The sequence below is a fragment of the Methylophilus sp. 'Pure River' genome (assembly GCF_046765995.1).
In the GTDB taxonomy this organism is placed as follows: Bacteria; Pseudomonadota; Gammaproteobacteria; order Burkholderiales; family Methylophilaceae; genus Methylophilus.
In genome coordinates, this window is sequence record NZ_JBKOUE010000004.1 from 274940 (window position 1) to 300027 (window position 25088).

Annotated in this window: 32 protein-coding genes; 20 read left to right on the top strand and 12 right to left on the bottom strand. The window is 49.5% G+C overall.

Annotation, left to right across the window (positions count from 1 at the left end):
• Positions 1-8: 8 nt before the first annotated feature.
• The 3 genes from ACIDE9_RS06665 to pqqA all read left to right on the top strand — a co-directional run bounded on the left by ACIDE9_RS06665 (position 9) and on the right by pqqA (position 2484).
• Positions 9-1106: a phospholipase A gene (locus ACIDE9_RS06665; RefSeq protein WP_411993671.1), complete on the top strand. Its 1098-nt coding sequence runs from the start codon at positions 9-11 to the stop codon at positions 1104-1106.
• 30 nt (positions 1107-1136) lie between these two features.
• Positions 1137-2312 (top strand): Na+/H+ antiporter NhaA, encoded by a 1176-nt coding sequence (gene nhaA, locus ACIDE9_RS06670; RefSeq protein ID WP_411993673.1) that lies wholly within the window; start codon positions 1137-1139, stop codon positions 2310-2312.
• A 100-nt stretch (positions 2313-2412) separates the two neighbouring features.
• Positions 2413-2484 (top strand): pyrroloquinoline quinone precursor peptide PqqA, encoded by a 72-nt coding sequence (gene pqqA, locus ACIDE9_RS06675; protein ID WP_081624291.1) that lies wholly within the window; start codon positions 2413-2415, stop codon positions 2482-2484.
• A gap of 96 nt (positions 2485-2580) precedes the next feature.
• Here the strand turns inward: pqqA and ACIDE9_RS06680 are convergent, their stop codons facing one another.
• The gene (locus tag ACIDE9_RS06680; protein ID WP_411993676.1) at positions 2581-2784 is read right to left on the bottom strand and encodes a hypothetical protein; all 204 of its coding nucleotides are present in this window, start codon (positions 2782-2784) and stop codon (positions 2581-2583) included.
• A gap of 251 nt (positions 2785-3035) precedes the next feature.
• Between ACIDE9_RS06680 and ACIDE9_RS06685 the strand changes: the two genes are divergently transcribed.
• Positions 3036-3263 carry a DUF2171 domain-containing protein gene (locus ACIDE9_RS06685; protein WP_411993678.1) on the top strand — a complete coding sequence of 76 codons (228 nt, stop codon included), beginning with the start codon at positions 3036-3038 and terminating at the stop codon, positions 3261-3263.
• Positions 3264-3278: 15 nt separating this feature from the next.
• Here ACIDE9_RS06685 and ACIDE9_RS06690 read toward each other — a convergent pair whose 3' ends face one another.
• Together ACIDE9_RS06690 and ACIDE9_RS06695 are read right to left on the bottom strand one after the other, a co-directional pair.
• The gene (locus ACIDE9_RS06690) at positions 3279-3533 is read right to left on the bottom strand and encodes a hypothetical protein (protein ID WP_411993680.1); all 255 of its coding nucleotides are present in this window, start codon (positions 3531-3533) and stop codon (positions 3279-3281) included.
• Between the two features lie 122 nt (positions 3534-3655).
• Positions 3656-4120, bottom strand: coding sequence for a PA2169 family four-helix-bundle protein (locus tag ACIDE9_RS06695; protein ID WP_411993682.1), 465 nt, complete (start codon positions 4118-4120; stop codon positions 3656-3658).
• Positions 4121-4362: 242 nt separating this feature from the next.
• Between ACIDE9_RS06695 and ACIDE9_RS06700 the strand changes: the two genes are divergently transcribed.
• Positions 4363-4968, top strand: a complete 606-nt coding sequence (locus ACIDE9_RS06700; RefSeq protein WP_411993684.1) for a YIP1 family protein — start codon at positions 4363-4365, stop codon at positions 4966-4968.
• A gap of 11 nt (positions 4969-4979) precedes the next feature.
• Here ACIDE9_RS06700 and ACIDE9_RS06705 read toward each other — a convergent pair whose 3' ends face one another.
• The 4 genes from ACIDE9_RS06705 to ACIDE9_RS06720 all read right to left on the bottom strand — a co-directional run bounded on the left by ACIDE9_RS06705 (position 4980) and on the right by ACIDE9_RS06720 (position 9438).
• A complete protein-coding gene (locus ACIDE9_RS06705; RefSeq protein ID WP_411993685.1) occupies positions 4980-5636 on the bottom strand; it encodes a LuxR C-terminal-related transcriptional regulator in 657 nt (218 codons plus the stop codon).
• Between the two features lie 67 nt (positions 5637-5703).
• Positions 5704-6711 (bottom strand): DNA topoisomerase IB, encoded by a 1008-nt coding sequence (locus tag ACIDE9_RS06710; RefSeq protein ID WP_411993687.1) that lies wholly within the window; start codon positions 6709-6711, stop codon positions 5704-5706.
• Position 6712: 1 nt separating this feature from the next.
• Complete coding sequence (locus tag ACIDE9_RS06715; RefSeq protein ID WP_411993688.1) at positions 6713-8113, bottom strand: PQQ-dependent sugar dehydrogenase; 1401 nt, start codon at positions 8111-8113, stop codon at positions 6713-6715.
• Between the two features lie 23 nt (positions 8114-8136).
• The gene (locus tag ACIDE9_RS06720; protein ID WP_411993690.1) at positions 8137-9438 is read right to left on the bottom strand and encodes a class I SAM-dependent methyltransferase; all 1302 of its coding nucleotides are present in this window, start codon (positions 9436-9438) and stop codon (positions 8137-8139) included.
• A 324-nt stretch (positions 9439-9762) separates the two neighbouring features.
• Here ACIDE9_RS06720 and ACIDE9_RS06725 point away from each other — a divergent pair, with 324 nt between their 5' ends.
• From ACIDE9_RS06725 to ACIDE9_RS06750, 6 genes are all read left to right on the top strand, one after another.
• A complete protein-coding gene (locus ACIDE9_RS06725; protein ID WP_411993692.1) occupies positions 9763-10089 on the top strand; it encodes a hypothetical protein in 327 nt (108 codons plus the stop codon).
• 41 nt (positions 10090-10130) lie between these two features.
• Positions 10131-10994: an SDR family oxidoreductase gene (locus tag ACIDE9_RS06730; protein WP_411993694.1), complete on the top strand. Its 864-nt coding sequence runs from the start codon at positions 10131-10133 to the stop codon at positions 10992-10994.
• A gap of 22 nt (positions 10995-11016) precedes the next feature.
• On the top strand, positions 11017-11343 hold the full coding sequence (locus tag ACIDE9_RS06735) for a hypothetical protein (RefSeq protein WP_411993695.1): 327 nt from the start codon (positions 11017-11019) through the stop codon (positions 11341-11343).
• A gap of 205 nt (positions 11344-11548) precedes the next feature.
• Positions 11549-12100 carry a c-type cytochrome gene (locus tag ACIDE9_RS06740; protein ID WP_411993697.1) on the top strand — a complete coding sequence of 184 codons (552 nt, stop codon included), beginning with the start codon at positions 11549-11551 and terminating at the stop codon, positions 12098-12100.
• Positions 12101-12214: 114 nt separating this feature from the next.
• Positions 12215-12520 carry a hypothetical protein gene (locus ACIDE9_RS06745; protein ID WP_228519708.1) on the top strand — a complete coding sequence of 102 codons (306 nt, stop codon included), beginning with the start codon at positions 12215-12217 and terminating at the stop codon, positions 12518-12520.
• A gap of 109 nt (positions 12521-12629) precedes the next feature.
• Positions 12630-12968: a four-helix bundle copper-binding protein gene (locus tag ACIDE9_RS06750; RefSeq protein WP_411993699.1), complete on the top strand. Its 339-nt coding sequence runs from the start codon at positions 12630-12632 to the stop codon at positions 12966-12968.
• A 78-nt stretch (positions 12969-13046) separates the two neighbouring features.
• Here ACIDE9_RS06750 and ACIDE9_RS06755 read toward each other — a convergent pair whose 3' ends face one another.
• The 3 genes from ACIDE9_RS06755 to ACIDE9_RS06765 form a co-directional block, all read right to left on the bottom strand.
• Positions 13047-14501: a phage tail sheath family protein gene (locus ACIDE9_RS06755; protein ID WP_411993701.1), complete on the bottom strand. Its 1455-nt coding sequence runs from the start codon at positions 14499-14501 to the stop codon at positions 13047-13049.
• 171 nt (positions 14502-14672) lie between these two features.
• Positions 14673-14981 (bottom strand): BON domain-containing protein, encoded by a 309-nt coding sequence (locus tag ACIDE9_RS06760; protein ID WP_019881558.1) that lies wholly within the window; start codon positions 14979-14981, stop codon positions 14673-14675.
• A 125-nt stretch (positions 14982-15106) separates the two neighbouring features.
• On the bottom strand, positions 15107-16015 hold the full coding sequence (locus tag ACIDE9_RS06765) for a nuclease-related domain-containing protein (protein ID WP_411993703.1): 909 nt from the start codon (positions 16013-16015) through the stop codon (positions 15107-15109).
• A 130-nt stretch (positions 16016-16145) separates the two neighbouring features.
• Here ACIDE9_RS06765 and ACIDE9_RS06770 point away from each other — a divergent pair, with 130 nt between their 5' ends.
• Positions 16146-16895: an alpha/beta fold hydrolase gene (locus ACIDE9_RS06770; RefSeq protein WP_411993705.1), complete on the top strand. Its 750-nt coding sequence runs from the start codon at positions 16146-16148 to the stop codon at positions 16893-16895.
• Positions 16896-16950: 55 nt separating this feature from the next.
• On the opposite strand, the gene ACIDE9_RS06775 is transcribed toward ACIDE9_RS06770, so the two are convergent.
• Positions 16951-17484: a carboxymuconolactone decarboxylase family protein gene (locus tag ACIDE9_RS06775; RefSeq protein WP_411993707.1), complete on the bottom strand. Its 534-nt coding sequence runs from the start codon at positions 17482-17484 to the stop codon at positions 16951-16953.
• Positions 17485-17587: 103 nt separating this feature from the next.
• Here ACIDE9_RS06775 and ACIDE9_RS06780 point away from each other — a divergent pair, with 103 nt between their 5' ends.
• The 7 genes from ACIDE9_RS06780 to ACIDE9_RS06810 all read left to right on the top strand — a co-directional run bounded on the left by ACIDE9_RS06780 (position 17588) and on the right by ACIDE9_RS06810 (position 23017).
• Positions 17588-18397, top strand: coding sequence for a cupin domain-containing protein (locus tag ACIDE9_RS06780; RefSeq protein ID WP_411993709.1), 810 nt, complete (start codon positions 17588-17590; stop codon positions 18395-18397).
• Positions 18398-18472: 75 nt separating this feature from the next.
• A complete protein-coding gene (locus ACIDE9_RS06785; protein WP_194752982.1) occupies positions 18473-19060 on the top strand; it encodes an RNA polymerase sigma factor in 588 nt (195 codons plus the stop codon).
• 32 nt (positions 19061-19092) lie between these two features.
• Complete coding sequence (locus ACIDE9_RS06790; protein WP_411993711.1) at positions 19093-19401, top strand: hypothetical protein; 309 nt, start codon at positions 19093-19095, stop codon at positions 19399-19401.
• A gap of 188 nt (positions 19402-19589) precedes the next feature.
• The gene (locus tag ACIDE9_RS06795; RefSeq protein ID WP_411993712.1) at positions 19590-20138 is read left to right on the top strand and encodes an RNA polymerase sigma factor; all 549 of its coding nucleotides are present in this window, start codon (positions 19590-19592) and stop codon (positions 20136-20138) included.
• Positions 20139-20146: 8 nt separating this feature from the next.
• Entirely contained in the window at positions 20147-20584 is a 438-nt protein-coding gene (locus ACIDE9_RS06800; RefSeq protein WP_411993714.1) for a cupin domain-containing protein, read from the top strand.
• Positions 20584-21708, top strand: a complete 1125-nt coding sequence (locus ACIDE9_RS06805; protein WP_411993715.1) for a hydrolase — start codon at positions 20584-20586, stop codon at positions 21706-21708. The genes ACIDE9_RS06800 and ACIDE9_RS06805 overlap by 1 nt, the downstream gene beginning before the upstream one ends.
• Before the next feature lie 421 nt (positions 21709-22129).
• Positions 22130-23017: a DUF4394 domain-containing protein gene (locus ACIDE9_RS06810; protein ID WP_194753844.1), complete on the top strand. Its 888-nt coding sequence runs from the start codon at positions 22130-22132 to the stop codon at positions 23015-23017.
• A 143-nt stretch (positions 23018-23160) separates the two neighbouring features.
• On the opposite strand, the gene ACIDE9_RS06815 is transcribed toward ACIDE9_RS06810, so the two are convergent.
• Entirely contained in the window at positions 23161-24066 is a 906-nt protein-coding gene (locus tag ACIDE9_RS06815) for a LysR family transcriptional regulator (RefSeq protein ID WP_411993717.1), read from the bottom strand.
• 116 nt (positions 24067-24182) lie between these two features.
• Here ACIDE9_RS06815 and ACIDE9_RS06820 point away from each other — a divergent pair, with 116 nt between their 5' ends.
• Positions 24183-24938, top strand: coding sequence for an SDR family NAD(P)-dependent oxidoreductase (locus ACIDE9_RS06820; RefSeq protein ID WP_411993719.1), 756 nt, complete (start codon positions 24183-24185; stop codon positions 24936-24938).
• The last annotated feature ends 150 nt before the right edge of the window (positions 24939-25088 follow it).

Here is a 25088-nt window from a genome sequence, read left to right on the forward strand (position 1 = left end):
GTATGTGCATGCTTCACACACTGCGCAATATTGTGTTGCGCAGCTTCATTCTTTTTGTCATTCCGTTAAGCAGCCATGTGCAGGCCGCTGGCATGCAGGAGATGCAAGATGCCTTGCGTACCTGCCAAACCGAGTTTGCCGAAGATGCCAGCCGCCGCCTGGTTTGTTTTGATAAAGTCGCCGAGCAATATACGCCCACACGTGTAGTGCCGCCAATCTTGGCACCTAGCCAGCAAGCGTTGGTAAAGAGTGTTGGGGCTGAGACAGGCTATTTGTCACGCAAGTGGCATTTAAACCGTCAGGAAGAATTGCATTTTACCGACCTCGAAACGCATCAACTTAATTACCTGGTGACTGCTTACTCCAATAATCCTAACGATATCCCGACTTCGCCTTCGCGGCCCAATACGCAAGACCGGGGCCTGGGCCACAATGACCTGCATTTCCAGATCAGCCTGAAAACGCAGTTGATGAACCTGTCAGACTGGCTGCCTAAAAACCAGTGGGTGCAAAGTGCGCGGCTGTGGGGCGCTTATACCCAGCAGTCTTACTGGCAAGTGTATAACGAACAGCAATCGCGTCCCATGCGTGACCACAATTACTCGCCCGAGTTGATTTTATCGTTAGGCTTAAACAAGCCTGCAGAAGAAAACAGCTGGCTCAATGCCATGCCGGATATGCTCAATGTCGGCCTGGTACATGAGTCTAATGGTCGCTCGCAACCGCTGTCTCGTAGCTGGAACCGCCTCTATGTGCAAGGTGGCTGGCAGCTCAATGAGCGCTATAGTCTGCTGGTGCGGCCATGGTGGCGCATCCCGGAAAGCAAGTCGGATAACGATAACCCGGATATCAGCAAATATATGGGCTATGGCGATGCGATTTTGCGCTGGGATAACGAAGCCAATACCACCGCCGCCAGCGTGACTGTACGCAATAATATGCGCAGCGATAACAGGGGCTATGTGAAGTTCGATGTGCAGTACAAACCACTCAAAAGTGAAAGCGTGCGTTTTTATGCCATGCTGGCTAGCGGCTACGGTGTTTCGTTACTGGATTATAATCAGGCACAAACCATGTTTGGCATCGGCTTTGCCATTGGTGAATAATTAATTGAGTAACTCATACCCCTTATCCATATGCGTCCTTTAACCGTTACTTTCCAACGCTTCTTGGCCTCAGAGCAAGCCAGTAGCATCCTGCTGTTGCTGGTGACTATCCTGGCGCTCGTGATTGCCAATAGCGTGTTGGCTGAGCACTATCATCATTTCTGGCATCACCATGTGCTTGGTCTTAGCCTCGAAGAGTGGGTCAATGATGGCCTGATGGCGATCTTCTTTTTGCTGATCGGCCTGGAGCTGAAGCGCGAGTTGTATGTGGGCGAATTATCCAGCGTGAATAATGCCTTGTTGCCGACCATCGCCGCAATGGGTGGCATGATAGTACCCGCCCTGATTTTCTGGCAATTCAACCAGGGGACTGCATACCAGGCAGGCGTCGGCATCCCGATGGCGACGGATATTGCGTTTGCCCTGGGGGTATTGTCGCTATTGGGCAAACGCGTGCCTGCCCCACTCAAGGTGTTTCTGGTGGCCTTCGCCGTCATTGATGACCTGGGCGCGGCCATCATGATCGCCGTGTTTTATACCGCGTCTATTTCGTGGCCGCATCTGCTTGGGGCTTTGGCTATCCTGGCGCTACTGTTCGCGCTTAACCGCTGGCGCGTGCTCGGCATGCTTCCCTATCTGTTGGGCGGTGCATGCATGTGGTGGCTGACGTTACAGTCCGGCGTGCATGCCACGCTGGCGGGCATCGCCTTGGCGTTTGCTATCCCCTTCAACCACCAGCCGGAGAATGACCATTCGCCTTCGCATCAATTAGAACATGCTTTACACCTGCCGGTGGCATTTGTGATTCTGCCCGTGTTCGCCTTTGCCAACACGGGCGTGCACATCGCTGCAAACAGCCTGGACACCGTTTTTTCTCACAATAATAGCCTGGGCATTATTCTCGGTTTGCTGCTGGGTAAACCGCTGGGCATCACGCTGGCCGTGTTGGCCGCAGTGGTGACAGGGATTTGCAAACTGCATGCGCCTTTGCGCTTGGCACATGTGATTGGCGCCGGCATGCTGGGTGGCATCGGCTTTACCATGTCGATTTTTATTACCAACCTGGCGTTCAGTGAGATGGCTGATGCGATCAATCTTTCCAAAATGGCGATACTCACCGGGTCGCTGCTTTCCGGTCTGGTGGGCTGGCTGTGGCTCAATGTAGTGCTAAGCCGGGACACTGCCAGTGAAGCAGCCACTAAGTAAAATCATGAGGTGCTTTTACGGATGCTGCGCAAGCATTTCGTTGATTGCCTGCGTATAGTTGTATCTAACGAGATGCAACAACTTAACCAAGGAGACTATCATGTGGACTAAACCAGCTGCTACTGAAATGCGTTTTGGCTTTGAAGTGACAATGTACGTCATGAACAAGTAATTCAAGCGTTAACTTGCATATCAACAAACCCGACACTAGGTCGGGTTTGTTGTTTCTGGCGCTTGTATTCAGTGCTTGGCGTGATGTTTGCAACCGTTAGACGCTAATCGATTTTTCAACACTGTCACCCGTGGCCACCATCGTGTAATTCTGCAGATCCTTGTCCGGGTGTTCAACGGCAAAGCGGGTTTTGCCTATCCTGTAACCTTCTTCTATGTTTTGCGCCAGCACATTGGCCTCCCAGATCAGGTCGCTTTGCTGTGGAATTCCTTGCCATACGCTCACGTAAAATATTGCCATTGAATACCTTTCTATGCGTCATTTGCACGCTAGTTCTATCATCTTGTGTGCAAGTTCCATCATAAGCAGTTCACCGTAAAATGCCGTAGGCTTACCGCTGACTTTGCTGTCAGATCATTTAAGACACACTTAATGGCAGAGGACCTCAGGATTCCTACAATAAACTCAGCCAGCGTGCGCTAGCCGGGGGTATGACAACGCGGCAGACTGAAATTTTATTGTTTGCCGCGCTTGCGGGATAAGGAACCTCCATGATTGATGCCAAAGAAATTAAAGCGGATATGCCCGTTACCACCGCGCAGGCAGAACACTTTGCCGTCGTAGACCACCTCGAAAGTGACGATGTCATTAAACTTAAAAAAGATGAAGCCGGTGTGCACCACTACATCCCTGTGAGCTGGGTCATCTCTACAGAAGGCGGTATTGTGAAAATCAACCGTACGCTGGCACAGGTCACCGAGGACTGGGAAGCCGACTAGTCGATGACGGTGCGGCTATCGCGTCGCCTCCGTGGTGATATAGTTTTCCAGCACTGCCTGAATAAACAGGTTTGTCCGGTTTCTGGCCGCAACATGCTGATCCCATAACGCTTCCACAACTTTGAGTTCCTCTGCGGTTGGCAGGCAGCCATTGCCTCTCAAAAAGGAGTGCATCTTGTCGTCAATGATCGCCTGCCGGATTTTTGCTTTTTTGAGGGATGCTGACCATTCATTGGTTAGCTGATCCCATTTTTCAGAACTATGGCTCACCTGGATCTCCTCTAAATTATTCAAGTACGTGATATGAGTGATCAAAACGCGTAAACGAAGCCCCGTTAGTCAGACGAGGCTTCGTGGGTGGCTAATAAAGCCGTTCAGTGGTGCCGAGGTGACTAATGTGCAGCGGCTTCTGCACGTGCGGCATCGCGCAGCTGTTTCACCTGGTCATGGTTCCGTTTGGCACCTTCAAGCTGCCGTACCACCACAAAGCGTATATGTGTTGGTAAGTCTTTTTCAGCCGCCTTGCGATAAGCGGCCAAGGCAACATCTTCGCCACGCTCGGTTTCATTGAGTACTGCCACGGTATCGTTACTGGTCAAAGCGGTTTTAATGGCAATCCAGCGTCTGTGCAAGGCACCACCGAGACTGGTGGATGAAGCGGGTTCGCCACCTAAAGAGCGCACCAGGTCCTGCAACTCTTGTACGCTGGTTGCGACCTCATGTGAGCGGCGAAGAAAGAATGTCTTGAGTTGTGGCTCATCTACGTGCTCTGCTGAAGAACGAAACCCTTCTTCGCCATCTTTCGATACTTCGATCAAATCATTCAATATAGAAATCACATCGTCATTGTCTGCCATGATACGTCTCCAAATTCGGGTAAATGTATAGAGGTAAATGCATTCAGAAACTTTAGTATGCCCATGGCTGCCTGCTGGCTGCATCGGATGAATCCGCAAATATCTGTAGGAATTACTTTATCCATAGTGGACCTAATGGCATTACATCTTCCTACAGCCAAATCAGTGTAGGCCTTGTGGCGTAGGGTGATGGTCTGTTTTTTAATAGCAGGCATCCCTCTATTCATTTCAAGGAGCCTCTGATGAACCCCATCCATCTGTTTAATTACGTGTCACCCAAGCAGAGTGAGGCAAAATTGCTGACCGCTGCTAAGCCCAGTGTGTCTCAACTCATGCTGTTCTATGTCTTGCCCTTATCGTTGATTCCCTGCGTGATGATGTATTTGCGGCTGTATCACAACTATCCTAAGTTGTTCTTTGATAATTTGCCCGGTAACCGCCTGTTGATGGTGAGCGCAGAGTTGTTATTCCTGCAGCTTGGGGTGTTGCTGGTGATGGCCTGGATTACGCAGAACCTGGCCGAGATGGTCAATATCAAGCCTGGCTTTCGTGACTCCCTGCTCATCATGACGATTGCGACAACACCGATGTGGCTGACGTCTCTTTTTTACATTGTGCCCAGCCTGAGCTTCAACGTCGTTGTGCATGGCGTCGCGGTATTGGCGTCGGTATTACTGGTGTATCGGGGTGTCCGTTATATTTTTGGCATCCGCGAACGCGGGGCGCTGGTCACACTCAGCATGGCGATTGTGTGTACCGCCGGGTTGGGGTTTGCGGTGATCCTGATTGGTTCGCTGATTTCATGGGAAGCCATCGAGCAATTGCAGTTTGCCGTGAAGAAGCTATAGGCTTGCTGTAATCAGGCTACTTCCCTGGCTGATTTGCTGGTTGCCCCCGCCACGGGGGTCAAGTGGTATTTCAGGGCGTAGTAAATCAGCGCTGCATTATTCTGCACATGCATTTTTTTGAGGATCTTGGCACGGAACACACTGACAGAGCCGGGTGCAATATCCAGCTCGACTGCGATCGCATTCACAGCCTGGCCTTTGATCAACTTGAAAAACACTTGCAGTTCACGCAGTGACAACCGCTCATGTAACATGGACTCACTGTTGGCGGCCATTTGCTGGTGTTGAGGCAAGACATAACGTTGCCCGCGTGCGATGGTTTTGATCGCCGGAATTACTTGCGTGCTGTCTGTGGTGTAAGACAGGTAGCCCGCACAACCCAATCGGACAAAATGCACCAGGCGGTTAACCCGTTCACTGCCATTGATAATGAGAATAGGCAGGTCCGGGAAGGCTTGCTTGAGGTCGCAGAATATTTCCAGGCCGTTGGTTTCTGGCGCAGACACATCTAAAACCACTACGTCAAAAACACGCTGGCGGATTTTCTCAATGGCCTCAGGGGCGCTGCCTACTTCATCTGCCAAATGCAGGTCCCGGTCAGCCTTAACCAACTCTCGCAAGGCACAATGGCTGAGCGCATGACCGTAGACTAATAATATGTTTTTCATGGCGATATTGTCTCGAATCAATTAAAAAATCAGTGAATATATACAGGGCAAAAAATTTGCCTTCAGCTCATCTCCGTTCCAATAATTCCAGCATATGTTGTTCGGCTGTACTTAAGCCTGATCCGGTATTTCCAGTGTCTGCGATGTGTATATGACCGGACAAATAGCAGTCGATAATCTTGGGGTGGACATAGCTGCGCCGGCAGATCGCAGGCGTATTGCCTAATTTTTCAGCCGCAAACTTGATTGCGGCCACGATGTTTCTTTGCGCCTCTGCTTCATGACTAAAGGGCGGGAGTGCGCTCAATGCCAGCAGAGTATGCAAACTACCAAACCATGTGCGGAAATCCTTTGCCGTCACATCATCGCCGGTGATCTGCCGCAAATATTCGTTTACATCCGCAGAACCGATTGCATGCCGCTGGCCTTGGTCATCTTGATATTGAAACAAGGACTGACCAGGTAACTCACGCAGGTGCCGCAGCATGCGGGCCAGTCGGCGATCATGCAAACTCACATCATGTATCACGCCGCTTTTGCCACGAAAGTGAAACTGTATCTGAGCCGCCTCAATGGCAACATGTCGATGACGCAAGGTCGTGAGCCCGAACGACCGGTTGTTTTTTGCATATTCATCATTGCCAATGCGGATCAGTGTGTTTTCCAGCAACCAGATCATCATAGCCAGCACTTTTGGCTTGCCCAGCCTTGCGGTGTTCAAATCGTGATCCACCTGTTGGCGGATCACGGGTAGTTGCTGGCCGAAAGCAATCATATGCGCGTATTTCCTTGTCTCGCGCAATGTGCGCCATCCGGCATGATAAAGATATTGCTTGCGGCCTTTATGATCGCGGCCGGTGGCCTGCAAATGGCCCTGCGCATGCGGACATATCCATACGTCCTGCCAGGCGGGCGGAATGCTGAGCGCCGCAATGCGTGCCAACTGCTGTTCACATTGCAGGCATTGCCCTTGTTCGTCCAGATACCTGAACTTTCCACGCCTCTGTTGCCGGCTAAAGCCAGGCACATCATCCTGGATATAGTGCAGCTTTGCCGGGCTGCTTGCAGACGTCAACTTAGTTTTCTGCAACCTCTACTTCACTCCGCTGGGATGGCCTGCTGGCTGGTGAATCAATATCGCGCTTCACAGTTTTACCATTGCCTTTTACATTCCAGATGACATTGCCGACGTCATCAGCAACCAGCAAATGCCCCTGTTTATCCACTAACACGCCAACCGGGCGCCCTTGCGCTTGGCCATCAGCATCCAAGAATTCGGTTAAGACATCAATTGGCTGTCCCGCTGGTTTACCTTGCTCAAACGGCACAAAAATCACTTTGTAACCGCTATAGGGACGCCGGTTCCAGGAGCCATGCTGGCCAACAAACATACCGTTTTTAAATTGTTCTGGCAGTTGGTTGCCTCGGGCGGGTGCCAGTCCCAAAGAGGCTGTGTGCGAACCCAGTGCATAGTCTGGCTTCACGGCCTTGGAAACCAGTTCAGGGTTTTGTGGCTGGATGCGGTCATCCACGTGCTGGCCAAAATAGCTGTAAGGCCAGCCATAAAATGCGTTTTGTGAGACTGACGTCATATAGTCCGGTACCAGGTCGCTGCCGAGTTCATCTCGCTCATTGACCACCACCCACAAGTCGCCACTGTCAGGCTCCCAGGCCATACCGTTGGGGTTACGCAACCCGGAGGCATAAATGCTGTGCTGGCCAGAGCCAGGGTCGACCTCCCAGATCGCGGCACGTTCTTTTTCAATCTCCATCCCGTTTTCACCGACATTACTGTTTGAACCAACGGTGACATAAATTTTGCTGCCATCTTGTTTGGGCAGGATATTCTTGGTCCAGTGATGGTTACGCTCCGCGGGGAGGCTGGTGACGGTGGTCGGGGTTGCCGTAATGACGGTCTGTCCGGTTTGGTAGGGGAACTTGACCAGCGCATCTGCATTTGCCACATAAAAAGTATCGCCAATGAGTGCCATGCCAAACGGCGAATGCAGGTCCTTAAGAAACACATGCCGCTCATCGGCGATGCCGTCGCCATCGTTGTCACGCAGCAGGGTAATCTGGTTCAGGCTTTCTGCTGATGCGCCACCATCTTTCATGAACTTGCTGGCAATCCAGTTTTTGAGGCTGAACTCTTCATTCTTTTGATGATGGTTGGTTTCTGCCACCAGAATGTCGCCATTCGGTAATTCATACAGCCAGCGCGGATGATGCAAGTCACTGGCAAAGGCGGTCACATTGGTCCCAGGCGGCGAACTGGGCTTTTTGCCCTCAGGCCAGCCGACCGCCTTGGCCACGTGGATGGTCGGGAACCAGGCGGCCTGGTATGAGGATAAATCAGGATCAGGCCCAAATCCTGCCGACTCCGGTAATTTTGCCGGTTGTGAGCAACCACTCAACGCCAGCATGCACACTGAGGCAGCCAGTATCATTTGGGGAGGGTGGGGCAGGGTCTGTTGCATCGGTCGCTCCTCATGGGTCTTTTTTATCTGCGGGTGGCGAGAATCTGATGCATACCTGTCACGCCTTGTTCAAACTGGATGACGCTGGCGGTCATATACAGTCGCCATAGACGGTAGGTACGTTCGCCTACCATTGCCGAGACCGCTGCGTGTTGTGCTTCAAGGCGTGCCAGCCATCGCTGCAAGGTCATGACGTAGTGCCGACGCAAGCCTTCGACGTTAAATACATCAAATTTGGCGGCATCCATGTGCTGCAACAGTTCAGGGAAGGTGGCTAATGTGCCTTGTGGATAAAGGTGGCGGTTGATGACTTCGTTAGAGGCCTGTTGCTGCCAGGCCGGATTCTCCGTGGTAATGCCATGGCTCAAAAACAGGCCGCCAGCCTTGAGTAAGCCGTGCACTTTTTTCAAATCATGGGGTAATTGATGTGCGCCTGCATGTTCGGCGATGCCTATGCAGGCGGCTTTGTCATATTGGCCGAGTTCTGGCAGGTCGCGGTAGTCGCGCAACTCTATGGTGACCAGGTGGCCCAGGCCCTGTCTTTGTACCTGCTTCACGGCATAAGCATATTGCGCCGGGTTTTGGGTGATGCCATGGACGAAGACGCCGTAATGTTTGGCTGCCCAGCATGCGAGCCCACCCCAGCCGCAGGCAATATCCAATAACGAATCGCCATGCTGCAAATGTAATTTGAGGCAGATCAGGTCAAGTTGCTTTTGCTGTGCTTGCGTGAGGTCTTCGGTGCTGCCCGCAAAGTAGGCACATGAATGCAGCATATGCTCATCCAGCCAGCACTGATAAAAATCGTCAGGCGCGTCGTAACTGAGTGCAATTGAAGGGAGTGTTGGGGTGGAAGTCGACACTTGAGGGGAGTTTGCAGTGCGTTGTTCAGGCTGCTCATGTGGATTATTTGCCAGGGTGAGCGCCCGGAACAGCAGGCCTAGTTTTTCATGCAGTGGCAGCGATAGCGATTCAAAATGCTCGCGTAATTGCATTGCCGCATGAAAGTCGCCCTGGATTTGCACTTCTCCCGCGCAGTAGGCTTCGGCCAGGCGCCTGGGGTCGCTAAACCACACCATGTCGCGCAATACTGAGGCTTGCTCCAGGCAAAAAGTAAACGCCGGTGCACCTTCACCTATTGTTAGCATGCTGCCATTCCATAATCGTACGGCAAAGGCAGTTGGATAGTCCTGAAATAAACGGTTCAGAATATAACGGGCCTGCGTGCTATCGCTACTTTCCGTTTGTTGACCAGAGGTATCCCATGACCAGGACTGGTCCAGTGATAATGGCATTAACAAAGCATTTACGGGATAACTGCTCATGGTGTACTCCTACTCAACTCATTCAATTTTTAATGGATGCAGACGCACAGGTGTATAGGTTTCCCTGACACTCATGCGTCATCCGACAACTCACTGTTCTTTGCATGAAGTGTAGAAATGAAGACCGTGATCAACTATCGGGCAGGGGCTGATAGTGCTGTCAGAGCCATCTGACAGATGGGAAGAGCATTTAGCCACGCTGATTTTCCATGCACAACAAGTCCTACAGCCGAATCAGTTTTCTGCTGACGGCAACCCTGTTTTTACCGTCCTACAATGCATCATGCAGTGGTATTTCTCTCATATTTCTAAGGAGAAGACGGTATGCAAAAAACATTATTCCTGAAGTTATTGCCTGTCTCATTATGTGTTGGCCTGTGGTCAACGAGCGCATGGTCTGCGCCTCCCGTCGATAATACGGTGCCGCCTTGCGAAGACGCTGCTATTTCAAATAAGCCTTCCTGCAATAACGACTCTGACAGTGTGAATGTGCCGCCAAAAATGCCGCATGAGCGGGGTGTGATTGTGCCGCCAGAGGTGCCTGCCGAAGGCTTGCCCAACCAGGATAAGCGGCGACAGAACAGTCAGCAGCCGCGACAGGATCCACGGGAACCTGTGGCTCCGGCCCCTGATAATCATTTGAAAAATTAAAGTCGCCAGTGCCACATTTGGCTACGACCAAGGAGAACGCAATGGAAGTTGTTGAAGACAGAATTAATCCGCCGCAGCATCAATATGTGCAACCAGGCCTGGAAGCGGATATGCATCCACAGCCCCAATATATTGAAGAGGCGTATGCCGGCAGCGATAAGCTCAAGGGCAAGGTCGCCATTATTACTGGCGGGGATAGCGGGATTGGCCGTGCCGTGGCGGTTCATTTTGCTGCTGAAGGTGCCGACATTGCCATTATCTACCTGGATGAGCACGAGGATGCGGCAAAGACCAAGCACTTGGTGGAGTTGTATGGTGGCCACTGCCTGCTGATTGCGGGCGATGTGTCAGATGAGGGGGTCTGCGAGCAGGCTGTGCATGATACGCTGCAACAATTTGGCAAGCTGGATATTGTCATCAATAATGCTGCCCAGCAATTTCCGCAAACCAGCATTGTGGAAATCAGCCAGCGCCAGCTCGAGCATACTTTCCGCACCAATATTTTCTCTATGTTTTATATGGTGAAGGCAGCCTTGCCGCATTTGCCGAAAAAAAGCCATATTATCAATACGGCGTCGGTGACGGCTTACCGGGGTAGCCCCGAGTTGCTGGATTATTCGGCCACCAAAGGCGCGGTCGTGTCATTTACACGTTCGTTGTCGCGACAGCTGGTGCATAAGGATATTTACGTCAATGCAGTGGCGCCGGGGCCAGTATGGACGCCGCTGATTCCTGCCAGTTTTGATGAGCAAAAAGTCAGCGAGTTTGGTCACCAGGTGCCGCTGAAACGCCCCGCACAACCAAGCGAAATTGCCCCTGCATATGTGTTTCTGGCCAGCCAGGCATCGTCATATATGACTGGGCAGGTGATACACCCGAATGGTGGGGAAATCATTAATGGCTAGCACACCATTTAAGGAGAAATGTATGGCGAATACACTCAACAAGCCCGCACCACTGGATGAAGGGGATTTGCGAGAGGTTCCCCTGGAGGTGTCCAAACTTGATCCCCAGGAAAGACCACGTGATAGCCAGGTACAAGCGGTACCAGGCCTGGCACCCACCCACGCCAGTCCGGCACAGCAAAATAAAGACCAACTGAGCCTGGAGCAACATCCTGCAACAGATGAAGCCAGCCGGGTGCATAAAAACCCACAGTTTCCGGGCCATCAGCAGCATCAGGCCCCGGGTAGCGCGCCACGCAATCATGTCAAGCAACAGCAGGGGATAGACACATTGATAGACAATATGTGATGTGCGAGTTGGTATTAAACAGCCTGGGGTGACTCAGGCTTTTTTGTGCCTATATTTTATCTGTCTGAATTTATTCAGGTGTGGCTGTCCGAATCATCCTACAACAGATTCCGCCTTTGTTACATGGGCGCTGATTTTCCTTTTATTCATAATGGCTTACAACATTAATCATATTTTTCAAACACCCAACCATGAGGAGAACGACATGAATCACAAGCTTGGCTTAGGCCTGTTGGTATTAATTGCTGGACTCTCTGCCTGTGACAAACAGGCATCGACAACTGGTGCTGCCGGAGAATCTACTGCTGGAGCGTCTGCTAGTGGTGAGGCCATTAAGTTTGTTAAAACACAAGATGGATCTCCGCTGGAAATCAAGGCCGAGCTGTTCGATAGCCCTGCCGCCAAAGAGTTTTTAGCCACCGGTAAAAACCCCTATGTGGGCAAAGAGGATGCGATTGCCCAGGGTAAAAAAACCTTCCAGCTTTATTCCTGTACGCAATGCCATGGTCCGGACGCAGGTGGACAGGTCGGGCCAGCGCTGACCGGACCTAATTACAACTACGCCAAAGATGCCACCAATAAAGGCATGTTTGAGACAGTCTGGAATGGCACCAACGGCGGGATGGGCGCCAAAGGGAAAGGCCTGATGGATCCCTCAGATCCCAACAACGGTATTAGCCCTGACGAGTTGCTGAAAGTCATTGCCTGGATACGTAGCCATGGCAGCCTGACTGGCAATGAAGAGGCCGCTTCATAATTTATCCTACAGGTTTTTTGTAAAGACACTGACATACAGCTGTTAACCACATCATTAGCATGAGTCTAAGCCTGCCACATCTGGCAGGTGACTTTAAAACTTTATGAGGATGCGATGATGAAAAAATTACTTTCAATACTGTTAGCCAGTACGTTTTTATGTTCAATGACGGTTGCTTTTGCGGCACCACAAGATAACGCGCCGCCCGCCCAGCAGCAAAAAAATCAGGTGCCTGATACGCATCAAAACGGCGACTATCTGGAGCCGCAGCCTGACAACAATAATGCGGCTACCACGGGTAGCAGTGATGCTCAGGGGCGGCAGGGCAGTGCTAATAAACAGTCCAAGCCGGGCAACATTGAAAAAAGCAAACGTTTTCATGAAAAGCCCCAAGACGGCGGCACGGGCGTGAAGCAGTAATGGCCCGCATCAGTCGATTGCCCTGCATGGCTTAAGTTGTGTTTAAGTCCGGCAGGGCAGGGTGACTAAGTTCGGAGTATTCTTAAACGCTACTAAGCTGGAGAAAGCCATGACTGAAAAAGACCTGAAGTTATGTATGGAACTGTGCAAAAAATGTGCAGACACGTGTGAAAGCTGTGCCATCGCCTGTGAAGCTGAGGCTAATCCCATGTTGCGGACCTGTATTGAGCTGGATATGGATTGCGCGGATTTTTGCCGCCTCACGGCTTCGTTTATTGCGCGTCGCAGCGACTTTGTGGAGTTGGTTTGCCAGGACTGTGCGGAAATTTGTACCGCTTGTGCCGATCAATGTGAGCAACATGCCTCTGACCATTGCCGTGCGTGCGCGCAGGCCTGTCGCAGTTGCGCAGAAGCATGCCTGAAAGTAGGCGCCGCTGAGTTCGCATAAATGCAGATGCGCTACATGGATAGGTGGATGGGCCGATGGTGATAGGTGACGGTTTCACCATCCTGCCCATTTATCTATTCAACCAGCTAGCTTCACGGTGAGTTTCAATATCACAAATTCGGCAGGCCTTACTGCAGCCATGCCAATTTCAATTCGCATCAAGCCTTGCGCAATATCATTTGCCGTCATGGTTTTTCCCAGGCCGATATTCACAAAAAATGCCTGTTCCGGTTTACTGCCTTGCAACGCCCCTTGCCGCCACAACAAGATTAAAAAGTTTTCCACCATGGCTTGCGCACGCACCCAGGTATTAGCGTCGTTAGGCTCAAATACCATCTGCTGCAACCCTTGGCTGACTGAGACCTCTACCCAGCTAAACAATCGTCGCACAGGAATATAGCGCCACTCATTGTCGTTACCCGCCAGTGTCCTCGCTCCCCATATCTGCGTGCCTTTGCCCGTAAATTTGCGGATGATATTGATCGATTTGCCAGCGTCCACATCCACGTTGTAATCCTGTTGCTGTGTGCTGGTGAGGTTAAACACTGGCCGTATCACCTCGTTAAGTGACACATTGGCGGGCGCCTTCCAGACGCCACGCTTCTGGTCGACCGCGGCATATACGCCCGCGACGGCACCCGTGGACGGTAAGGTATTCAAAGCGATATTCGCAGCATCTATCCATTGTTTGGCGAGCATGTATTGTGCGTATAGCTTTTGGTTGAGCGACGCTAATTGCGCCTGGGATTCAGGCGTCGCCTTGACTAACCCGGCAGCACGTATTTCTGCGATCAGCGCCTGCATGCTTTGGTCCTGGGTGAGCTGCTGCTCAGCACTGACCACACTGCCATCACTTTTATATTTAAACACCAACTGGTTAAAGTCGGTTGTTCTTGCCAGGCTGGTCACCAGCCACGGACCATAGGCTGCACCATATTTAAGGTGATCCATGCCCAGGCTTTGTCTGAAACGCGCGGCTTCAATGGCGAAGTCAGCCGGATTATGTTGCAGACGCAAATCAAACAACACAAACCGGTTTTGTACCTGAGCACATTGCGCCAGCGCAGTCGCTTCCAGCGTATGTGTCTCGCGGCACAAGGCAGCCTCTGGCATGGCGATCAGCGTTGGCAGCGGGTCTGTCTCTATGGCGCTTAAACCAGCTGCCAATGTGGCTGCTGAAATCTGGTCGTTGTAATTGCCGACGGAGACGATCACGCACGGACCGCCACCATTGGCAAAAAACAGCCGCACGCTGTCATAGAGATAAAACGGTTGATCGACCGTAGCGTCAATCACGTGGTCTTGTGCATCCAGCCACAGCGTCACCGCCGATCTGGCTGCGCCACCAAACAGGCGTTCATAATCCAGTAAGGAGTTGATTTGTGTGGCGACGAGCGATAATGACACACCTTGCCTATCCGCTTTTTCGGTATAGCCTATCAATGCTGGGATCGCCGTTTCCAGGGTTGGAATACTGGGCGGGAACTTGCTCACTTCTTCAATATAAACGCCGGGCGTTTTATAAACAGCCATGATTGATGTCCCCGAATGTGGCACACATGATGACAACAGAGTTCAAGCCATTATAGGCTGTTTAGCGTAACAGGGGAGATGGAGGCTGGCTGAAGATGAGAAGGGAGTAGATCGTAAAACTGCCCATAGGAATCGCGCGGATTCCTATGGGCAAGGTCATGTGCAGAACACCTATTGTGCAACCACAATATCGTCTTTCACGGCAGTCACACCTTTCACATTTTTAGCCAACAGCACTGCTTTGTCTGCTTCAGCTTTCGATTTCACCACACCAGACAATTGCACCAGGCCATTGCTGTCGGTTTCCACTTTAATGTCAGTCGCACTCACCGCTTTGTCTTTGGCAAACGCTGTTTTCACTTTGGCAGTGATCACAGAGTCTTCAACCTTGGTGCCAATTGAGTCACCATCAGCGGCAAAGCCAGCCATAGGCAATGTCAAAGCACTTACTAACAACAGAGATTTGAATGTGTTTTTCATGATGATTCCTTGTTGAGTTAAATGATGGAAGGCTCATTATTCAGGCATCACTAAGAGTTAGGAATACAGCGAATTCTGATCATGGCGTAGGAGTTCACTGACGATCACTTGATGTTTGAGTGTGTTTATGATTTTGGTTTGGTCAGCGCACTAGGTTCAATATCACGACAAATGTTTTCCAGTTGGTGTGCAATTTGGAGTATTAGTTTGTCAGACGTGCTTTCTGGCCGTTGCGCATTAAAGTAGCGCTCGGGGTTCTTGCCATTGATGACGGCAATTCCTGAGCGCTGAGTATGCGTCACGTACCAACCAGGCAGCGCAATTACGGCCTTTACTGGTACAGCCTCACCAACGGCATGACTTAACCACTGTTGCAAGGATTGCGCTTGGCGTGTTGCCTGCTCAGCGGGCTTCTCTTCGCTCCAACCGGGAAAACTCAACCGCTTTCCGTCGAAATTAACCCTATGCTGATGGCCGCCATTTTTTAACAAGGGCTTTGATCGCCCTTTAGTTTCAATTGCATATACGCCTGTTCTACCAACCACCACATGGTCAATATTAAAAGTGCTGATTGTATTTCTCAGGGTGACATCGTGAAAAACGTGATAACCATGTCGCATCAGCGTATTGAGTTCTTGGCCTACTGCTAGTTCAGCATCGTAGCCCAGTCGCAATTTTTCACGTAGTTTGATCAGCTTGATTAATTTGAACAGGATATAGCCGAAGAGAATGACGCCACTGATGGCACCTAGTATCAAAGGATGTTTAACCGAAGGGAGGTTGGAATAATACGCGTAAATAAATAATGAAATCATCGGCGGCATCATAAGATACATCGCTAGCTCAGTATCTACATCAGATAATTGCGCTTTGATCGATTCACCGGCACTTCTTAACAGGTACTGAGTGATTGGATTTTTTCTTCTGGCTGAGGCTCTTCTTTTTGAGTAAATCACGATCATTAAAATAACCGAGAAAGGTGCTAGGCAGATTGCCATTGTTATTAAGGCAGTCGACAGTGATAAAGTGGACATATTATTCTATTGTTAAAAAAAGTTATCTTATCTGAGGGGGGTAAAAAAGTCGATTGTGGATTGCGCGACATTTGCGATGGAGCGCTTTGAGATAACATAGCGCTAAATTCAACTTACTTAATTGCTAAGCATGCAACTACACACTCAAACTTTAGGCCAGGGCCAGCCACTGGTTTTATTACACGGGTTATTCGGCTCCGCCGATAACTGGGGCAGCATTGCCAAACATTTTTCACAGCACTACCAGGTCATCAGCGTCGATTTACGCAATCACGGCCGTTCGCCGCACAGTGATTCACAAACCTACGCCGAGATGGCCGATGACTTATTAGAGGTTCTGAATACACTCGGTCTGGCGCAAATCCATTTACTTGGCCATTCACTCGGTGGCAAAGTCGCCATGCAATTTGCCACACAGTATCCCGAAAAAGTAAGCAAACTCATTGTGGTGGATATGGCGATGCGCACTTACCCGGACAGATATACCCAGTTGATGGATCACATGCTGGCAGTCAATCTCAGCCAAATGGCATCACGTAATGAGGTGGATAATGCCTTAAAGAATTCGATCGCTAATCTCAGGGTGCGGCAGTTCTTACTCACTAACCTGGTCAAAACTGAGGATCAGTTACAGTGGCGGATTAACCTGCCAGCGCTCAAAGCCAATTACGCGACATTGATTGCAGCGCTTGCTGTACATTTTGACCCGCCTAGTTTATTTATTCGCGGTGAACGTAGCGATTATGTGCAAGACAGTGACATCATCGAACTGCAACAGCATTTCCCTCAGGCTGAGTTTGTCATCTTGCCAACCGACCATTGGGTGCATGCCGAACAGCCGCAATTATTTATCCAGGCGGTTGAAGCCTTTCTTGCTTGAGTCGTAGGTATCTATAAACAATCAGGCCACACCTTAGTGGCCTGATCTCGCCGATTTATAAAGTCACTACTGGAAAATCAATCTCCGTCTGCGCGATGTGGTTGGTGTAGTTGGTCAAGGTGTTTAAAGCGACATGGGCAATCACCTCCAGAATCAGGCCATCATCCACACCAGCTAAATGCGCTTCGATAAAGTCCTGATCAGAAAGTACGCCGCGTTGTTGCACAATTTTGACCACCAGTGTTAACAAACCCTCTGTCACGGCATCTGTGGCCTCAGCTTTGCGTGCCGCCTGAATCGCTTCAGTATTAAGACCTGCCCCTTTGGCAATCAGGCTATGTGCCGACAAGCAATACTGGCAGCTATTGGCCTGACCAATTGCCAACGCCAGTGACTCTCTTTGTTTGGCGCTTAAGCGGCCTTTGGTCACCCCTTCGCTCAAACCCAGGTAAGCATTTAAGGCAACAGGTGCCTGTGCCAAAGTCGCAATCAAATTAGGTACTTTGCCCAGTTTGGCTTTGACTGCATCCAGTGTTGCATTGACTTCTGCGCTAGCAGTTTCCCGGTTGATAGTTTGAATACGTGCCATGATGAATCTCCTTGTCTGATTAATTAAGACGCTTTGTGCGTTGGAGATATCATGCAATACTCATGATTATCAAAGGTCTCGTTATGTTGATTAGGAGTATCGTTTGGATCCGTTGTTGCCACTATTGAATCAAATCTCGCTCTCAGCCCAGGTGTTTTTTACCGGTGATCTTTGCCAGGTGGTGAATTTTGATGGGACAGGGCAGGTGGGCCATATTCATTTGCTGCGCGCTGGCCAGCTAGACCTGATGTTCAGGGGCAAGCCGCTCGCTCGTATCGACCAGCCCAGCGTAGTGTTCTTCCCCAAACCTACCATACATGTGCTCACACCTGTGGCAGGCGAACCATGTGAACTGGTCTGCGCCATGATTGATCTCGGTGCCAAAGTACGCAGCCCGTTGGCGACCGCATTGCCCGAATTTGTGATTGTGCCTTTAAGCGATATGCAGCAAATTGCCCCGACCTTGCAGTTGTTGTTTCATGAAGCATTTGAGCAAGACTTGGGGCGACAAGCTGCGCTGGATAGGCTAGCAGAATATTTCCTGATCCAGATTCTGCGCCATGTCATTCAGCACGGCCAGTTACAGCAAAGCATTTTTGCCGCATTGGCCGATGCGCGATTGGCGCAGGCAGTCAAAGCCATGCACGAGAATCCTTCACATCCCTGGACATTGGAAACCCTGGCCGATGTCTCCGGCATGTCACGCGCCAGGTTTGCCGCCAACTTTAAAGCCACGGTAGGCACCACGCCATTAGATTACCTCACCGACTGGCGGCTCTCGATTGCACAAAACCTGATCAAGCAAGGCAAGCCACTCAAAAGTATCGCCACCCAAGTCGGTTACCAAAGCTCAGCTGCATTCAGCCGCGTGTTTGCAAAACGGCTAGGCACCACGCCAACGGAGTGGCAATAACCATGCAGCTCAAACTTTATTTAAAAATATTTCAGGGTTCATACAATATTTCCAATGCTGAAACGTCTTCACAGCATGGATATACATTTAGAAAACAACTTACTCACAACGCAGCACTATTTGGCACAGCGTGATATGGCACAGCAAGATTCTGTCATCACAGAAACCTTCAATAAAGAAAAAGCCAGGCTGCGCAATTTCATCCGCAAAAGCGTACCGAATGCCGGTGACGCCGATGATATTTTGCAGGATGTGTTCTATGAGTTTGTTTCAGCCTACCGTTTACCAGAGCCGTTGGAGCAAGTGGGTGCTTGGTTATACCGCGTGGCAAGAAACCGCATTATTGACCGTTTTAGAAAGCAAAAGCAGGAAGTCACGCTAGAGCGGGACGAAGATGACGATGCACTCTGGCTAGAGTCTATCCTTTCCATTGAAACCGAAACCCCGGCGTCAATTTACGAAAGAAAAATGCTGGTTGAGCACGTGATTGAAACACTGAATCAACTGCCCAGTGAGCAACGGCAAGTGTTTATCGCACATGAGTTAGATGGCAAAAGTTTCAAACAAATTGCCGCAGAAACAGGTGTTGGCATCAACACTTTATTAGCAAGAAAAAGGTATGCAGTGACTTTCCTCAGAGAGCAACTGCATGCCAGTGACTAATCGTATTAATAACTGAATTATTGGAGAGATGAATGAAAAATTGTAAAAGTAAATGCGCTGCATTCGCAGCGTTAGCCGTAGTCTGCATCGCGGCCTTATCTTATGTGGTCATGTTGTTGTGGAACCACGTAGTTGTTTCATTAGCCGATGGCATTCATGCAATTGATTACTGCCACGCAGTTGGTCTGTTGATTCTAAGCAGAATTCTTTTTGGTGGATTCAGAGGTCGTCATGGGCATCACCATAGGCATTGCGGTAGTGAAGCCATGACAGCAGATGAACAAGAAAAAGTACGTTGTGGTTTATTTGGCCGTTTTAAATCCAAACAAGATGTAGAGTAACGACGACGGCATCACGGTTGAGTTTAGTCGCCATAGTCAGCTCAATTGATTACCGTTAATTCATACGGCTGTTATCTGGGGCATATTAGGGATACATTTTATTTCTCTAAACTGCATCCAATGACAGCCGTTTGTCGTACTTGGCAGTGGGTGCAATTTAAATATCAAAAGAACATTTGGAATGAATTGTGAGAGATGACATCGAGGATTTGATAGCTCGAATAATAGATAGGGATGAGGATGCTTTTAATGAGTTGTATGAAGCTACTTTTAGCAAGATCTATAGTTTGGCTTTGAAAATTACCAAAGACCCTGCGACTTCTGAAGAAGTGGTTGAAGATACTTATTACCAAGTGTGGCAAGAAATTTACCGCTACGATTTCAACAAGTGCCCGTTATATAACTGGATGTTAATCATTTGCCGTTCACGTGCCATTGATGCCTTGAGAAAGCGCAATGCGATACCTGAAATGGTGGTTAATTACGATTGGGTCATAGAGTCAACAGACTTGTCAGCAGATGATAGATTGCAGGACAAGCAGACGTCGCTGGCCGTTGTGAAGGCTTTGTCAGAAATTAAGCCATTGCAAAGGCAGCTTTTGCATCATGTTTTTTATTATGGATTATCGCATCAGGAAATCTCTCAGCTGATGAATATGCCGCTCGGATCCGTGAAATCAACCATTAACCGGGCACAAAAATCATTAAGAGAGAAACTCAAAGGTGAACAGTTTTGAATAAAGAGATGACAACCAATAAACCCGAATCCTTGGATTTTGATTTATTTCTTGAGCTGTTTGAGGCGACGCCAGATTTGGCGCCTAAGCGCGAGACTAAAAACCAGATTAAAACCAAATTGATGCAACGGGTTTCGCAGAGCCGTGATTCGCAGTTTTTTGTATTTTCAGAGCAGGGTCACTGGAAATCCATCAAGCACGGGATACAAATCAAAGTATTGAAAAGCGATGCCGAAGCCAAATCGTTTCTGCTCAAACTCGAACAAAACACAAGTATCCCGTATCACGACCATCAAAAAAATGAAGAAACCTTTGTGGTTGATGGCGAGGTATGGCTGGACGGGATTCATTGTAAGAACGGCGATTATCACTTTGCGGGTGCGGGAACGTTTCATAAAGAAATCCGCACTGAAAACGGTTGCACGCTCCTGATCAAGACTTACTGATGCGTCAGCCACCTGCACCAATGAGGAGCATTTATTTAATCCTGATCATGGCAGCATTCATCTTTTCTGCTTCAAGCGGCTTGGCAGCCAATGAATTTAAGGCGCCGATCTGGCAAATCGGTGGGCATCTGCAAACCATCGTTCCCTCGCTGTTTCCGCAGGTTGCAAAGCAGACATATGTCAGGGAGCGCTGGGAGTTGCCTGATGGAGACTTTGTGGATGTTGATTGGACCGAGCCACCAGAGCAGCCAGATAAAGCGCAGAGCAAGCCCGTATTGGTGTTATTTCACGGCCTGGAAGGGAGCTCGCAAAGTCATTATGCCCGTGTGATCATGTCTGCGGCCAAGCAGCGCGGCTGGCTTGGTTTAGTCGTTCATTTCCGGGGCTGTTCAGGCGAACCCAATCGGCTGCCCCGAGTGTACTATGCCGGGGATGCTGAAGAGATCAATACCTTCATTTCAATCATTCATCAAAAACTCCCCGAAAACCCTATTTATGCGGCAGGGGTGTCATTGGGCGGTAATGCACTCTTAAAGTGGCTGGGTCAATATCCGAATGATGCGCGTCGGTTAGTCAAAGCGGCGGCGGCCATTTCAGCGCCCATCGATTTAAAGCAAACGGCGCACAGTCTTGATAAAGGCGTTAATTATTTGTTATACAGCAAACACTTTGTCGCGACGATGAAGCCAAAAGCGTTGCAAATGGCCGAGCGCTTTCCTGACTATCTGGATGCCAGAAGGATACAGGCAGTCAGTACCGTTCAAGACATGGATAACGCGGTGACCTCGGTGTTGTTCGGTACAAACAATGCCGACGAGTATTATGACGTGAACGCCTCCAAGCCGTGGTTGCCTGCCATACAAACGGAGACGCTCATTTTAAATGCCAAGAATGATCCTTTTGTCTCCTTTGAAAGCTTGCCCACAGAAGCAGAAGTATCAAGCACGGTTCATCTGGATTATCAAGCTGAGGGCGGTCATGCAGGCTTTTACGGGCATGGCGATAAAGAATCTCCATGGCTTGCAGAGCGCATCTTCAATTTTTTTGATGCCACAGATCATACGCAATTAGACGCTGTGGTCGATCCACTGATGCATTTTCATCCTGCATCGCTTTATCAGTAATCTCAAATAATCAACAATCTCCCTCACCGGTCCGTGAGGACATCTCTTTGATCTCATTTTCTAACGATTAGTCAACACTAAAGTAAATAATGAAGTGCTGACTGCATCCATTTTCAGATGCATTACGTATATCAGTTACGAGAAAAGTTTTTCACTCTCGAATTAAGCATCGGCTGAAGCAGCACATTTGTGTGCGCGATTACAGCTATTTTATTAACGCGATAATTTGTTACGTGAGAATATTTCTTGGGTGTGGTTGCTATAAGCCGTTTGGCAATGGACATAAAAACGACTTTTTGAGGTTGATGTTGGGAGCGTAAGTGGTGTGGGCTTGGCTTGGATAAAGCTTCTTCCGGTTAAGACCACACTGTTTTGTAAGTCATTTTAATAATTGAAAATATATTTTTTGAGAGAGGTTAGCATGAAGAAGAGTGTTATTTACAACGCAATATTGGGCACAAGTTTGCTAGTGGCAGCTTCCCAAGTAAATGCAGATACATTATATGGCGTGAACAGCAGCAGCATTGCTGTGATTGATACCTTGAATATAGGTGCGGTTTCCTACATCAATATTTCAGGGTTGGCAGCGAATGAAAGATTGCTGGGCGTTGACCTCAGGCCAACTGATGGCTTGGTCTATGGGCTCACCAGCCAGAACAGGTTGTATACACTGGATATGACCACTGGTGCAGCAACCTTCAAGAGTAGCCTCACCGGCGCCTCCCTGACCGGGCAGTCTATCGGCATCGACTTTAACCCGGTTGCAGATTTTGCTGGTAACGCTTCGCTACGTGTAGTCACTGGCACTGGCAACAACTATGCGGTTAACGCCAATACAGGCGTGGTAGGCAATACCGCCGGTGCAAATATTGGCAGTGGTTATACCGCCGTTGCTTACACAAATTCAAATCCTGGCGTTACCCCAGCCAGCACGGGGTTGTATTACGTGAATACCACCACAGACTCATTAAACTTTCTGGCGAGTGGGTTTAATAACCCGGCCGGGGCTGGTGGCATCCAGACCGTTGGCGCATTGGGGATAGATGCGTTGTCTGCGAATGGCTTTGACATTCTTGGCAACGGTAAGGCCTATGCCTTGTTCAACCTGGATAATGGCACCCTGGATTCGCAATTGTTTTCGATTAACCTGATGACTGGTGCCGCTACTTATATCACTACTTTAAACGGCACTTTCAATGGGTTGACTGGCGTAGCCACTGTGCCTGAGCCAACAAACGTCGCATTCCTGCTGGCAGGCCTGGGTCTGATGGCTGGTGTGGTCACACGTCGCGCTCGTCAACGTGCATAATACACAGCTAAATCATTAAGCCTTCACAGGCCGATGCTTACTCGCATCGGCCTTTTTTATATGAATGTGACAAAGCCTGCAGCAGTCCAAGTGCGTAATACCTAGATATATGGAAAGCGGCAATCAGGTGTGAGTTAGTACAGCTAATTGATGGTGCAGCCAGTTTGCTTCACTTGACTCGCCAGGTGGTCAATAAATGCACGCACCACTGGCGGCAGCCCGCGCCGGGTGGTGAATACAATGTGCAGAATGCCCAAGGTCGTTTTCCACTCGGGGAACACTCTGACTAATCTTCCACTTTTTAACGCTTGGCTGCACGTATGGTCAGGCAATAACGCCACCCCAATGCCAGCAATCGCGGCTTCTCTCACTGTTGAAAAATCCACACAACTCAATATGGGTTCATGCCAGATAGATTTTGTGCCTAATGACGCATGGTGGAATTGCCATTCGATGGCATGATTCTGGTCTGAGGTCGCGATGGTTGGCAAGGCGGATAAATTATCCAGGCTGGATTGATCCACCTTGCTCGCAAACGCAGGTGACGCGACCAAAATGCGCTCGGAATGCCCAAGTGTTCTCATCACCAAAGAGCCGTCGGTATCCAATACCGTGCGCACCCTGATGGCGACATCGATTCTATCCTCAATCAGGTTCACCGGATTATCCCCGGCGACCAGTTGTAATCTTGCTTGGGGATAAGCCAACAGGAATGAAGAAAAAATGGGCGCCAGCGTTTCGTACAAACCTAACGGGCAACTACATCTTACTAAGCCTTTGGGTTCGCTGAGCGACTCAGAAACGATGGAGTCCGCCTGTTCCACATCCAGCATAATGATTTTGCAACGCTCATAAAACGATTGCCCGACTTCAGTCACGCGGAAGCGCCTGGTCGATCTTTCGATCAAGCGCACGCCTAGTCTTTCTTCCAGCAAACCAATTCTTCTGCTGATAGTGGATTTAGGAATGCGCACGCGTCTGCTGGCAGCCGCAAAACTGCCGCCAGACACAACCTCAGCAAACAGAATGTAATCATTAATATCACGCATATTGGCTCATTTTTGGAACAATTAAACTCACAAAAGCAGTCTAGTGCATTTATTGGCTCACTGGCAATATTTCATCCATGCAGTAAACGTTATTTAATTACTTAAGGAGAAACATCATGTCAGCAGCATTTCAAAACAAAGTCGTCGTTGTTACCGGTGGTACTAGCGGTATCGGTCTTGCCACAGCCAAACACTTTGCAAACCAAGGTGCGAATGTCTATATCACTGGCCGTAGACAAGCCGAGTTAGAAACTGCGATCAAAACCATAGGCGGTAAGGTGCAAGGCGTTCAGGCCGATATGTCCAAACTGGCGAATATTGACCGACTCTATGATGCCGTGCAGCAAGATCACTCCCAGATTGACGTGATCTATGCCAACGCGGGTGGCGGTAATATGTTGCCGTTGGGCGCCATTACCGAAGATCACTACGAAGATATTTTTGGCAGAAATGTCAAAGGCGTCATCTTCACCGTACAAAAAGCATTACCTTTGCTTAAAGATGGTGCGTCCATTGTATTAACTGGCTCAACCACCAGCGTCAAAGGCACCGCCGCGTTTAGTATTTATAGTGCATCCAAAGCAGCCATTCGCAACCTCGCACGCAGCTGGATTTTAGACCTCAAAGACCGAGGTATCCGTGTCAATGTCGTCAGCCCAGGCCCAATCAAAACTCCTGGTTTGGTAGAGCTGGCCGGTAACGATCCAGTGCAACAACAAGGCCTGCTGGATTATTTAGGGTCACAAGTGCCTATGGGCAGAGTGGGTGACCCTGATGAAGTAGCAAAAGCAGTGGCGTTTTTATCATCGCCTGATGCCAGCTTCATCAACGGCATTGAGTTCTTTGTCGATGGTGGCCAGGCTCAGATTTAGGTTTGAATAGCAGTAATGGCGAAGGCTCTCTTGAAGAGGGCCTTTAATTGTTAGGTCTGACTTATGTTTAACATGAATCGCCACTAACTTTGTAGACACTGTTCAGCCGATTGATTGAACTGCTTTTCAAAGTCTATCGGAGATAGCAAG